The organism is Gluconobacter sp., assembly GCF_047722525.1.
GTDB lineage: Bacteria > Pseudomonadota > Alphaproteobacteria > Acetobacterales > Acetobacteraceae > Gluconobacter.
On the sequence record NZ_JBDNYY010000001.1, the window covers coordinates 25543 to 36359 of the forward strand.

The window sequence follows — 10817 nt, forward strand, 5'->3', positions numbered from 1 at the left end:
GTTTATGACATCGAGTTCCCATCACCGCCGCACGCGGATCGTCGCGACTCTGGGTCCGGCCTCATCCTCGCCCGAGATGATCCTTTCCCTTGCGCAGGCCGGCGTGAACGTTTTCCGGCTCAATTTCTCCCATGGCGCGCATGAGGATCACGGCGAGCGTCATGCTGCCATCCGGGCAGCAGAAGAAAAAGTCGGACATCCGCTGGCGATCCTCGCGGATCTGCAGGGACCGAAGCTGCGCGTCGGTGTGTTTGAAAACGGTCCGGTAATTCTTGAAGAAGGCAAGCCGTTCCGTCTGGATCTGGACCGCACGCCCGGCACAATTGAGCGTGTCTGCCTGCCGCATCCGGAAATCATCTCCGCCGCAAAGCCGGGAAGCCATCTCCTGCTGGATGACGGCAAGCTCAAGCTGCGCGTTACGAATGTCGGCGAAGGTTTCCTTGAAACGGTCGTCGTGGTCGGCGGCAAGCTTTCCGAGCGCAAGGGTGTGAACGTTCCGGATGTCACCCTGCCCATTCCGGCGCTGACCGAGAAAGACCGTCGCGATTTTGACTTCGCGCTGTCGCTCGGCGTGGATTTCGTGGCGCTTTCCTTTGTGCAGCGTCCGGAAGATGTTCAGGAAGCCCGTGAGATCGCGGCAGGTCGCGCGGCGATCGTGACCAAGCTCGAAAAGCCGCAGGCCATGGACGATCTGGCAGCCATCGTGCATCTCTCCGATGCGATCATGGTGGCCCGCGGGGATCTCGGTGTGGAACTGCCGCCCGAGGAAGTTCCGGTGGCACAGAAACGCGCCATTGCCGAAGCCCGCAAGCAGTGCCGCCCCGTCATCGTGGCGACGCAGATGCTGGAGAGCATGATCGAAAGCCCGACACCGACCCGGGCGGAAGTTTCTGACGTGTCGAATGCCGTTTATGATGGTGCTGACGCGGTCATGCTGTCGGCGGAAAGTGCGGCTGGCAAGTACCCGCTTGAGGCCGTCTCAATGATGGCGCGGATTGCTGCCCGGGTCGAGCAGGATACCGAATGGCGCATCCGCATGGACCGTCTGCGTCCGGCGCCTGATGAAACCGTCCAGAGCGCGATCGTTCAGGCCGCATGGCAGGTCAGCCGCGCGCTTCATGCCGGTGCCATCGCATGTAGGACCCGGAGCGGGGCGGGAGCCATGCGTCTGTCCCGTGAGCGGCCGCATTGTCCGGTCATCGCCCTGACTCCCGAACTATGGGTCGCACGTCGGATGTGCGTTGTATGGGGCGTCTTCCCGCATCTGATCAACAGCGAGCAGAGTTCTCAGGGTATCGAACCTCTGGCCGGTCCCGTGACCGAACTCGCACGCGATATGGGTTTCTGCAAAACCGGGGACCGGATTCTGATTCTGGCCGGTCTGCCTTCCGGCCATTCCGGCAGCACGAATACCCTGCGGGTCATCACGGCCTGAAGATGAAGCCTGCTGCCGGGATCTGGTCCGGCAGCAGGTCACGTCTGGCTGGACCCGGTTAACTCAGGTAAGGGGGTCAGGCCTGACGGTTTTCGATCAGGGTGCGACGGATGGCGCGTCCACGCTCGATTTTGCTTGTGATGGCTGTTTCGTCACCATTGCGGATCGCGTCGGCCATCGCCTGTGTGTCAGCCACGAACCTGTCGAGCGTTCCCAGCAGAGCTTCCCTGTTGGCCAGGAAAATATCCCGCCACATGACCGGGTCTGACGCTGCGATACGCGTGAAATCACGAAAACCTGACGCCGCGTAATCCAGGACGGCGGCCCGGATTTCATCTGACAGGTTGTCGGCGGTGTCGCAGATCGTGAACGCCAGAAGATGCGGGAGGTGACTGACCATGGCGCAGATCCGGTCATGCTTTTCGTCACACAGGATTTTCGTGCGAGCCCCGCACAGGCTCCAGAGCTGCTCGATCTTGGCAACAGCCTTCGGGTCAGCACCTTCAGGAGGGACCAGCAGCGCCCATCGGTCTTCGAACAGCGTCGCGAAACCCGCATCCGGTCCTGAATGTTCAGTTCCGGCCATGGGGTGGCCAGGGACATATGCGACGCCTGGGGGCAGGATCGCCTGAAGAGTCGGACCGAGCTGTCCCCGTACGGAGGCAACATCCGTCAGAATACTCCCGGGCTTCATATGTGGGAGAACCTGCCGAGCCACCTGTTCCACCGCTCCGACAGGGACACAGATCATGACACAGTCCGCCTGCGCCGCCTCGACCAGATCGGTGGTCGTGAGATCAGCGATGCCCAGTTCGCGGACACGCTCGAGAACGCTGGAACTTGAATCGGCAGCAATCAGGGTTTCGGCAATCGTGCCTGTCTCCCTGGCGCGGCGAAGAACGGACGATCCGATGAGGCCCGGACCGATGACCGAGAGAGACCTGAAAAGGGGTGTCATAGAACTCTTGGAGCCGCTGCGAAGGAACTGTCCTCGGATTTCTTGCCGTCGCGGGACGTGGCTTCTTTCTTGATGTTGCCCGCGAGAGCGGTCACGGCTGGCGCAATAACCTTCTTGCGAACAGGCGCAGGACTCGGCTCGCTCTTCTTTGGAGGGCCGTTGCGTTCGTGACGAAGGCGGCGCATTTCGATAACCTGCCAGATCAGAAGGACCGGAATACCGATCAGGATGTCGCGTCCGCGACGCAGCAGGGAAAGACTCAGGGAAATCTCGGCATCAATGCCAAAGATCATGCCCAATGCGACATAGGCGGCTTCCTGCACGCCCAGGGCACCCGGTACGAGAAATCCCGCCGACATGATGCCGCAGACTACGCCTTCGATGGCGACGGATGAGAAAAACCCGACATGGGCGCCGAGAAGCTGGAGCGCCAGCCACGTCATGGCTGCACTGCCCATCCAGCATACCAGATGACACAGTGCACCTAGGGAAATCCTGTCCGGACGGCTCCAGAGACTTTCGAGTCGTGACTGGAAGACCTCCGTATTGCCGATAAGGGCATCACGCCATTCCGAGGCGATGTGACGGCCAAGAAAGGCTGCGGCCCTGCGCACCATCGCGCCGCCACGGTGCTGGGTCCAGATGAAGCCCGCAATTCCCAGGCTCAGCAGCAGCATCCCGCCGATCAGCGGCCAGATGAATTTTGCTGCACCCTGATGACCAACCAGGCAGAGGAGGGCGATCAGGACGAAGGCAATCTGACCCAGCACCTCTGTCGTGATGTCCACCAGATTGGCGGCGACACCTTCCGGCCAGTGCAGTTCTTCCCCTTTTGTGGTGCGCGGATCGACACCGGCAAGCGTGGCGCGGACGCCAATGACCATGCCGCCGAGCTGGGAGAAGGGGAGGCACGCCCCAGCACTGTCACGAACCAGTCGTGCGCCGATCAGCCGTCGCACGCCCAGCATCGGTACGGCCACGTGCCACGCAATTCCAAGCCCCATGTCGATCAGGAGCTGGCAGGCCGCGAGAAGCAGGAAGCCGCCGACCCCGACTTTTGAAAGTGCTTCCATGACGGGATGGATACCCGCCTTGGCCGCAATGAAGGTGAACAGGGCCACCCCAAGGAGGGAAAGGAGAACTGGGAGAGTTTTTTTCAACGTCTTCGTCACATGCCGTTTGCACACGCTCTATCGCACACAGGGTGAATATTCCACCCTTGCAGACGCTTTCCCCGAAAAGCCGGGGGGATTATGCTGTCATAAATTGCAACCATCTGCTGATGCCCAAGGAGACACTGCCACCATGAACGATGTCACACTCGTTACGGGGGCTACCGGGTTTGTCGGCTCTGCCGTCGCCCGCGTCCTTGAAGAACGCGGACACCGTCTGAGGCTTCTCGTCCGACCGACATCCGACCGTTCAAATATAGCGGAGCTTGGCGCAGAGATTGTCGTTGGAGACCTCTCGGAACCGGACACGCTTGCTCCCGCCCTGAAGAACGTCAAAATCCTCTTTCATGTCGCGGCCGACTACCGACTCTGGGTTCCCGATCCGGAAACCATGATGAAGGCCAATGTGGAAGGCACACGCAACCTGATGCTGGCCGCTCTTGAAGCTGGCGTGGAAAAAATCATTTACTGTTCGTCGGTTGCGGCGCTGGGGCTGCGAAGTGACGGCGTACCGGCGGATGAAACCACGCCGGTTTCCGAAAGCCAGGTCATCGGGATCTACAAGCTTTCGAAATATCGGGCGGAACAGGAAGTGCTCCGTCTTGTCCGTGAGAAGAACCTTCCGGCCATCATTGTGAATCCCTCCACGCCGGTGGGGCCGCGGGATATCAAGCCGACACCAACAGGCCAGATGATCCTCGACTGCGCCAGCGGAAATATGCCGGCCTATGTCGAGACCGGGCTGAACATCGTTCACGTCGATGATGTGGCGGAAGGTCATGCCCTGGCGCTTGAGAGGGGAAAGATCGGCGAGAAATACATTCTCGGCGGTGAGAACATCATGCTGGGAGACCTCTTCCGGATGGTCAGCCAGATTGCGGGCGTGAAGCCGCCCGGGGTGAAGCTCAAGCAGTCTTGGCTCTATCCCGTGGCCCTCGTCTCCGAATGGCTGGCGCGTGGTTTCGGAATTGAGCCGCGGGTGACGCGGGAGACACTGGCCATGTCCAAGAAGCTCATGTTCTTCTCCTCCGACAAGGCGAAAAAAGAACTCGGTTATTCCCCACGCCCGGCCCGCGATGCCGTGACAGACGCCATTGTCTGGTTCCGTCAGAATGGACGGATGAAATAATGTTGTTCGGAACCGCACTGACCAGCCTGGGAGCCTGGATCTATCTTTCGCTGTTTCATGGGAAGTTCTGGCAGAAAGGTCCCATTCTCGCCCAGAAACCCACACCGAGTTCCGCTCCGGATGTTGCAGTCGTCATTCCTGCGAGAGACGAGGCGGAGTCTATCCGGGCCTGCCTGACGTCACTGCTGGAACAGGATTATGACGGCCGGCTGTCCGTCATTCTGGTTGATGACGAGAGTGCGGACGGGACAGGGGATATCGCCCGTTCTCTGCCCGATCCGCATCAGCGTCTGACCGTGATCACCGGCAGGAAACGTCCTGCGGGATGGAGTGGCAAGCTGTGGGCCGTCCATCAGGGCGAACAGGAGGCGCTGAAACGGATTGGCCCGTATGGTTACATCCTGCTGACGGATGCCGATATCATGCATGCCCCGGGTCATCTTGCCTCTCTGGTCGCCAAGGCGCGGGAGGATGATCTGGATCTTGTCTCGGAAATGGTGGCGCTGAACTGTGAGAGCGGCGCGGAGCGTTTTCTGGTTCCGGCATTCGTCTATTTCTTCGCGATGCTCTACCCGTTTTCGCGGATCGCAAATGAGCGTTCCCGGATTGCCGGCGCGGCAGGGGGCACTATTCTGCTGCGACGTCGCGCTCTGGAGCGGATTGGCGGAATCAGTGCTGTGCGGGGCGCGCTGATCGATGACTGTACGCTGGCTGCTCATGTGAAGCGGTCGGGCGGACGGCTCTATCTGGGCCATAGCGCGCTTGCATGGTCCGTGAGGCCCTATCGCGGCATGAAAGACGTGTGGCACATGATCGCCCGGACGGCTTATGTGCAGCTCCGCTATTCACCCCTCCTTCTTGTCGCGACGATCCTCGGCATGGCCATGATCTGGCTTCTGCCGGTCGGGCTGGCCCTGTTTGGCAAGGGGCGGGAACGTCGGGTCGGGCTTCTGACCTATCTGCTTTCCTGTCTGACCTTCGTGCCGACACTACGCCGTTTTGGTCTGCCGTTATGGCGTGCCATTCCCCTGCCGCTTGTTGCGGCGTTCTATATGGCGGCAACCATCGGCTCGGCCATTGACCATCACCGTGGCGTTGGCGTGCGGTGGAAAAATCGTTCCTATACGGATGAAACATCGTGACTGACAGTATCTGGGGGACGAAAGACGTCACCTCTGCCAAAGGCAAGGCTGACGAGAACTTTCCCGTTGGCTCCTTCCTCATCGCTCCGCGACTTCGGCCCTATGTCCATACCTACTACAACTTCGCGCGTGTTGCGGACGATATGGTGGATACGACCGAACTGACCCCGGCCGAGAAAATCGCCCGCCTCAAGGGGATGGCAGGTGTTATCCGGGGTGAAATGACCGCTCCCCAGCGAGCAGACGCGCAAACAGCGGTAAAGCTCCGCGAGGTGCTGCTTCAGACTGGCGTTCCGCTGGAAACAGCGACCGATCTTCTTGAAGCCTTCTGCATGGATGCGGAAAAAACTCGCTATGACAGTTGGGACGAACTGATCCATTACTGTCAGTATTCCGCCAATCCTGTCGGCCGTTTCCTGCTTCTGCTGCACGGCGAAGCCGAGGAAACGCTCGCGCCTTCCGATGCGCTGTGTTCCGCCCTTCAGATCGTCAATCATCTTCAGGATGCTGCGGGGGATCTGAAGGTTCTTGACCGCTGCTATGTCCCGCGGCCCTGGCTGGAAGAGGAGGGCGTCTGCGTGGATGATCTGCGTCTCGTACGCAGCAAGCCTGGGGTACGGCGGGTATTCGACCGGATGCTGGACGGTGTGGATGCGCTCAACAGGAAGGCGAGGATCCTGCCGCTTCTCGTCCGTGATCGCCGGATGAGGCTGGAAGCCGCCGTCATTGTAGAGCTGTGCCACATACTGACAGCACGTCTCCGTCGGCAGGATCCGCTGCTGGAGCGCGTGGCCCTGACGAAGGCAGACGGGGCGAAGGCCCTGTTCCGGGCCCTGCGCTATTTCCCTGCCGCTGGCTGACGCCGGGACGGCAGGGATATTGGGCCGGATCAGGCGATGATCTGGTCCAGCGCCGTACAGAAGGTCTTCATTTCATCCATGGAGCCAACGGTGATCCGCGACGCGTTTGGCCAGATGGGCCAGGAACGCCCAATCACAACATTCTGCTTCAGGAAGGCGTCCTTGATGGGGGCTGCCGGTTTCTTCCAGTCGATGACAAACATGTTTGCATCTGACGGGATGAAGTGGACACCGCGCTTGCGCAGATGGTGGAATGTCATGTTCCGGGCGGCAATCATCTCCTGACGGCGCGCGTCAATGGCGGATTTCATGGTGAGGCTCATCGTGCCACAGGCCATGGCCGGCACCGGAAGCATCGCGGTCGCGCTCTTGCCGTCATAGCGCATCATGCTCTCATGCAGATCGGGCTTGGCGAATGTCAGGCCAAGCCGCATGCCCGCCATGGCGAACATCTTGGAGAATGTCCTCAGGACGACCACGTCCTTGTTTTTATTGACCAGTTCGACGGCACTCGGGGCATTCGAGAAATGGATATAAGCCTCATCCACGAGAACGACCGAGCCCTCCGGCTTGTGCTCAACCAACCAGGCAATGTCGCGCAGCGGCGTGACCGTACCCGTCGGGTTGTTAGGAGAGCAGATGTAATAGACGCCTGCATTGGGATCGGCGGCCAGCATGGCCCGCACGTCCGTGCGATAACCGTTCTTTGCCGAGAGCGGGACGCGGGCCAGCGGAATTTTCAGCCACTCGGAAGCCACCCAGCCGGCTTCATAGCTTGGATCTGCCGTCACAAGGCCACGGGTGGGAGAGCAGAACGTGACAATCGCACGGGCCAGGGGATCGGAAGAGCCACACCATGTCATGACATGGGTCTGGGGAATGCCCTCGACATCCGAGGCAGCCTTGAGGAGGTCATCGCGCATATGACCGGTCGGGTCATAGCGGTTGCTCTGGAAAACGGAAGCCGCGCCGGCCTGGGCGGCTTCCGGAAACGGACCTGTCCAGCATTCATTGCTGCCAAGGCGGGTCATGCCGGCAAAATTGATGCCTGACGGGAGAATGGCGGCCTGAGCGGTCTTTGTCAGGGCCTGAGCGGTCGCGCCCGCTGCCAGAAGGGTGGCAATCCGTCCGAAGCTGCGCCGGGAATAGCCCCGGGCAAGAAGGTCGCTGCGGGCGGCGGGGGAGAGGGAACTGGTCATTATGGGCCGTACTCCAGACTAGGGCCGGAACATGTTAATTCCGAAACGTTTTCCCTGTCAAAACAGCCCATCAGGATATTTTCAGTATTCTTTCTGCTGGCCGGGGAGAGGCACGGATGTCGGCTTTCCCGGTGATCCCGCATAGGTCAGCAGCAGGACCGTCTGGCCATCACCGGTCACGCCACGATGGACATCATTGACCGACTCCGCGAAGGCTTCGCCCTGATGAAAAGTACGCTTCCTGCCGCTCTGCCGATCCTCGATCGTAAGCGTACCCTCCAGCACATAGCCCGCATTCGGATAGGGATGGACATGCCAGGGAAGGGCTGAATGGGCAGGAATGGTCAGCCGGATCATGCTGAGCATCGGGCGTGTCGTCGGGTAATGGTCGTAGGGCGTGCCATTCCATGAGTGATCGTCCGCAAGAAGATGATCGGCATGACCACTGGCGGTTGGAGGAGACGATGTCTGTGCACAGGCGAGGGGTGCTGAAAGGGTTTCTCCCACGAGCACTCCGGCCACGAGCGCTCCAATGAAAAGGGCTGACGCCGTCAGAGAGGGAAAACGCATGGCGAAAGACTCCATATTTCAGGTGTTGCCTTTTGGCATCACCATAACGCATGGCACTCCTTTCCGTTCAGGTCATCTTTGTCTCGGGGGGATTTGGGGCTAGAACCCTGATCTTCTGAAACGAGACAGGGGACAGACATGGTTTTCAGCAGGATGCGCGCTTCTTCCGGTCTTCCCTGCGCGCAGGCCGATCTGGACCATGTCGAGAGGATCGTCACCGCTTCGGGGACATCCTTCGCCCGCGGGATGAGTATTCTTCCGGCGGACCGGCGTCAGGCGATGTTCGCGGTCTACGCGTTCTGCCGGCAGGTGGACGACATTGCGGATGGCGACGCCGGCGTCGCGGACCCGATGAAGGCCCTGCAGGAGTGGCACCGCCGGATTGACCGGCTTTACGAGGGTGTGGCGACGGATGCGCTCGACCGTATCCTGATCGTTGCCATTCATCGCTATCAGCTTCAGGCCAGGGATTTTCATGACGTCATCGACGGCATGGCCATGGACTGCGGCGCGCCGATCGTGGCTCCCGACGAGGCAACGCTTGATCTATACTGCGACCGTGTGGCCTCGGCAGTGGGGCGGCTTTCGGTTTGTGTATTCGGGGACTCTTCAGACAATGCGCGCCGTGTGGCCTACCATCTGGGGCGTGCGCTTCAGCTCACCAACATTCTGCGCGATATTGCGGAGGATGCGGGCCGGGGCAGGCTGTATCTGCCCTCCGAACTGCTGACACGGTTTGACGTGCCGAAAGATCCGCAGGAAGCACTTTACGCGCATGGTCTGGATCATGTGGCGCGCATCCTTGCAGATCGGGCGAAGGACCATTTCCGCGCCGCCAGGAAGGCCATGCAGATGTGCGACGGCACGGCCATGCGTCCGGCGCGCATGATGGCGGCATCCTATGCGCCCATCCTGTCGGCGCTGGAAAAACGCGGCTGGAAAACGCCTGACATTGCCCCGAAGGTCTGCAAACCCTGGAGACAGCTGCGCGCGCTCGCGGCTTATGTGAAGTAAGATCCAATGAGCCATGTCCACATCATCGGCGGTGGTCTGGCAGGCCTTTCCGCTGCAATCGAGCTGGCGGCACAGGCCCGGGTCACGGTTTATGAAGCAGGACCGGCCTGTGGGGGGCGTGCCCGCTCCTTTCATGACCGTTCCCTCGATGCCCGGATCGACAACGGCAATCATCTGATCCTGTCGTCGAACGATCTGACGTTCCGTTATCTGGATATCATTGGCGCGCGCCATACCCTGACCGGTCCGGGACTGCCGATCTTCCCGTATTATGATCTGGAGGACAGCCTCGCCTGGACGCTCCGCCTGTCGAAGGGCAAGCTTCCCTTCTGGGCCCTTCCGGGGGGACGGCGTGTGCCGGGCATGAAATTGTCCGAGCTTGCCTCGCTGGGACGTTTTCTGCGTGCCGGTGACGACACTACAGTGGAGACCTGCCTGAGTTCCGGGCAGCTCAGCCGCAGACTGCTGGTGCCTTTCGCGATTTCCGTTCTCAATACGGATATCCATACGGGGAGCGCGAAACTGCTCGGCAACGTGATCCGCAAGTCTCTCGCCAAAGGCGGCATGGCCTGCTGTCCGTGGTTCCCGGCGGTTGGACTGTCCGAAACGCTGATCGACCCTGCCGTGTCGTATCTGAAGCGGTTTCATGGCGAAGTCCGTACAGGCGTTCGCGTGAGTGCCATCGCGCAGCAGAACGGCCGTGCGACGGCGCTCGAAACCGCCGATGGCCGGATCGAACTGGGTTCTGAAGATCAGGTCATCATGGCCGTGCCAGGACCCGTTGCGCAGTTTCTGCTTCCGGGTGTGAAGGCGCCAGATGCTTTCGAAAGTATTGCAAACGCGCATTTCCGCCTCCCGGCAACGGTTCAGGCCCGGGGAGTTGTGGCGCAGGCCGGGTTCGTCGGCCTGGTGGGCGGCATTGCGGAATGGATCTTCCTGAAGGGAGATATCCTGTCTGTCACTGTCAGTGCAGCTAATCGCTACGCCGACCGCAAGAACAGCGAGTTGCTGGCCACGATCTGGTCCGAGATCAGGCGGGCGCTTGATCCCGTTCTCTCGCAGCCGCTTCCGGTTGCGATGCCGCCGGCGCGTCTGGTCTGGGAAAAGCGCGCGACTTTTGCGGCGACGCCTGAGCAGAACCGTCTGCGCTCCGGCGCGAGGACCGATCTCGTCAATCTGGCTCTGGCCGGGGACTGGACCGACACCGGTCTGCCTTCCACGATCGAGGGATCCATCCAGTCCGGCCTTCAGGCAGTCTCGGCGCTGGGTTTCCGGTCTGCCGTTGAGTACACGGGATCGTGATGAGCGATCCTTCAGTCATGATTGTAACACAGCTCC

The 10817-nt window shown here is 60.6% G+C and carries 10 protein-coding genes; 6 read left to right on the forward strand and 4 right to left on the reverse strand.

Features of this window, described 5'->3' with window-relative positions:
- The first annotated feature begins 4 nt into the window (after window positions 1–4).
- On the forward strand, window positions 5–1435 hold the full coding sequence (gene pyk / locus ABF859_RS00145) for a pyruvate kinase (RefSeq protein WP_415524998.1): 1431 nt from the start codon (window positions 5–7) through the stop codon (window positions 1433–1435).
- A 76-nt stretch (window positions 1436–1511) separates the two neighbouring features.
- Here pyk and ABF859_RS00150 read toward each other — a convergent pair whose 3' ends face one another.
- Together ABF859_RS00150 and ABF859_RS00155 are read right to left on the reverse strand one after the other, a co-directional pair.
- A complete protein-coding gene (locus ABF859_RS00150; RefSeq protein ID WP_415525000.1) occupies window positions 1512–2393 on the reverse strand; it encodes a prephenate dehydrogenase/arogenate dehydrogenase family protein in 882 nt (293 codons plus the stop codon).
- Complete coding sequence (locus ABF859_RS00155; protein ID WP_415525002.1) at window positions 2390–3565, reverse strand: HpnL family protein; 1176 nt, start codon at window positions 3563–3565, stop codon at window positions 2390–2392. Before ABF859_RS00155 ends, ABF859_RS00150 begins: the two co-directional genes overlap by 4 nt.
- A 133-nt stretch (window positions 3566–3698) precedes the next feature.
- On the opposite strand from ABF859_RS00155, the gene hpnA reads away from it, so the two are divergent.
- The 3 genes from hpnA to hpnC are packed head-to-tail and all read left to right on the forward strand — an operon-like array spanning window position 3699 to window position 6696.
- Window positions 3699–4694, forward strand: a complete 996-nt coding sequence (gene hpnA / locus ABF859_RS00160) for a hopanoid-associated sugar epimerase (RefSeq protein ID WP_415525004.1) — start codon at window positions 3699–3701, stop codon at window positions 4692–4694.
- A complete protein-coding gene (locus ABF859_RS00165; protein WP_415525006.1) occupies window positions 4694–5836 on the forward strand; it encodes a glycosyltransferase in 1143 nt (380 codons plus the stop codon). The genes hpnA and ABF859_RS00165 overlap by 1 nt, the downstream gene beginning before the upstream one ends.
- Window positions 5833–6696 carry a squalene synthase HpnC gene (gene hpnC / locus ABF859_RS00170; RefSeq protein WP_415525008.1) on the forward strand — a complete coding sequence of 288 codons (864 nt, stop codon included), beginning with the start codon at window positions 5833–5835 and terminating at the stop codon, window positions 6694–6696. Before ABF859_RS00165 ends, hpnC begins: the two co-directional genes overlap by 4 nt.
- A 29-nt stretch (window positions 6697–6725) precedes the next feature.
- Here the strand turns inward: hpnC and ABF859_RS00175 are convergent, their stop codons facing one another.
- Window positions 6726–7895 (reverse strand): pyridoxal phosphate-dependent aminotransferase, encoded by a 1170-nt coding sequence (locus tag ABF859_RS00175; RefSeq protein WP_415525010.1) that lies wholly within the window; start codon window positions 7893–7895, stop codon window positions 6726–6728.
- Window positions 7896–7976: 81 nt separating this feature from the next.
- A complete protein-coding gene (locus ABF859_RS00180; protein WP_415525012.1) occupies window positions 7977–8465 on the reverse strand; it encodes a cupin domain-containing protein in 489 nt (162 codons plus the stop codon).
- Window positions 8466–8603: 138 nt separating this feature from the next.
- On the opposite strand from ABF859_RS00180, the gene hpnD reads away from it, so the two are divergent.
- The gene (gene hpnD, locus ABF859_RS00185) at window positions 8604–9479 is read left to right on the forward strand and encodes a presqualene diphosphate synthase HpnD (RefSeq protein ID WP_415525014.1); all 876 of its coding nucleotides are present in this window, start codon (window positions 8604–8606) and stop codon (window positions 9477–9479) included.
- Between the two features lie 6 nt (window positions 9480–9485).
- Window positions 9486–10781: a hydroxysqualene dehydroxylase HpnE gene (gene hpnE / locus ABF859_RS00190; RefSeq protein ID WP_415525016.1), complete on the forward strand. Its 1296-nt coding sequence runs from the start codon at window positions 9486–9488 to the stop codon at window positions 10779–10781.
- Window positions 10782–10817 lie beyond the last annotated feature (36 nt).

Bases quoted from the DNA above. Each gene is read 5' to 3' on its own strand.
- hpnD (WP_415525014.1), top strand. From the start codon at position 8,604: ATGGTTTTCAGCAGGATGCGCGCTTCTTCCGGTCTTCCCTGCGCGCAG.
- ABF859_RS00180 (WP_415525012.1), bottom strand. From the start codon at position 8,465: ATGCGTTTTCCCTCTCTGACGGCGTCAGCCCTTTTCATTGGAGCGCTC.
- ABF859_RS00150 (WP_415525000.1), bottom strand. From the start codon at position 2,393: ATGACACCCCTTTTCAGGTCTCTCTCGGTCATCGGTCCGGGCCTCATC.
- ABF859_RS00165 (WP_415525006.1), top strand. From the start codon at position 4,694: ATGTTGTTCGGAACCGCACTGACCAGCCTGGGAGCCTGGATCTATCTT.
- pyk (WP_415524998.1), top strand. From the start codon at position 5: ATGACATCGAGTTCCCATCACCGCCGCACGCGGATCGTCGCGACTCTG.
- ABF859_RS00175 (WP_415525010.1), bottom strand. From the start codon at position 7,895: ATGACCAGTTCCCTCTCCCCCGCCGCCCGCAGCGACCTTCTTGCCCGG.
- hpnE (WP_415525016.1), top strand. From the start codon at position 9,486: ATGAGCCATGTCCACATCATCGGCGGTGGTCTGGCAGGCCTTTCCGCT.
- hpnA (WP_415525004.1), top strand. From the start codon at position 3,699: ATGAACGATGTCACACTCGTTACGGGGGCTACCGGGTTTGTCGGCTCT.